Source organism: Caballeronia arationis, from assembly GCF_001544975.2.
Classification (GTDB): domain Bacteria; phylum Pseudomonadota; class Gammaproteobacteria; order Burkholderiales; family Burkholderiaceae; genus Caballeronia; species Caballeronia arationis.
In genome coordinates this window covers 1-856 of sequence record NZ_FCOG02000523.1, presented here as the reverse complement: position 1 = coordinate 856, position 856 = coordinate 1, and the positions used below count along the sequence as shown (strand labels likewise).

General features: G+C 63.9%; 1 protein-coding gene. It reads right to left on the bottom strand.

The genetic code is table 11. The features are described from left to right. Positions 1–35 precede the first annotated feature (35 nt). Positions 36–856 (bottom strand): Mu transposase domain-containing protein (locus AWB81_RS43625; RefSeq protein WP_144444420.1); only part of this gene is annotated, 821 nt, incomplete at its 5' end.

Genomic DNA, 856 nt, shown 5'->3' with positions numbered 1-856 from the left:
TCGACAGTGGGATGTTGCAGCATAACGACTCCCTTTCAATGGTAGTAAGACGGCCCGCGCACGTTGGCGTGCATAAGCGGCAGGTCAGCCTGGGCGGGAGCCGCTTCGGGCTCCTGGTCCAAGCCGTTCTTGAGCGTCGAAGCAATGAACTTGTAGTTCGGCGCTTTCAGATCGATGGCGCGGCGGCAGGCGGCTTCGAGCCGGTCGCGCCCGTAGTCCTTGCCCATGCGCAGCACGCCCAGGCAGGTTCGATAGGATTGCTGCGGGTGCTTGCGCGCGCCCAGCAGGTGCTGGATGACGGCCGACGTATGCGGGCCGATGTCGGCAGCCCAGTCACGCAGCCGCTGCGGATCCCAGCCTTTGGCGACAGCCAGATGCTCCGGCGGCATGTGCGCGTCGATCGTGGTGTGGTACCGACGGCGAGCGCTTTTGCCGTGTGCGGCAATGCGCTGGCCGCGATGGAAGATCTCGACCGTGTTGGCTGTATGACGCATGTCGACCTGTTCGCGCGCATAGCGGTACGGCACCGAGTAGTAGTGCTGGTCGAGCTCAACGTGATAGTCCGGACCGACGCGTGCGACCTTCCACTCTGCGTATTGATAGGGCCGCTCGGGCAGCGGCCTGAGTGCGGGACGATCGATCTCGTCGAAGACGCTGCGGCGGGAGCCGGGCAATTTCTTGAAGGACCGATTGTTCAGATCGCTCAGCAACGCGGCGACCGCCCGGTTGGCCTCGTCCAGGCTGAAGAAGCGCTGGTTGCGCAGGCGGGCGAGAACCCTTCTCTGCACCAGGAGGACCGATAACTCTGCTTTCGGCTCGTCCCGCGGTTTTTTACTGCGAGCCGGGATCACAGCCA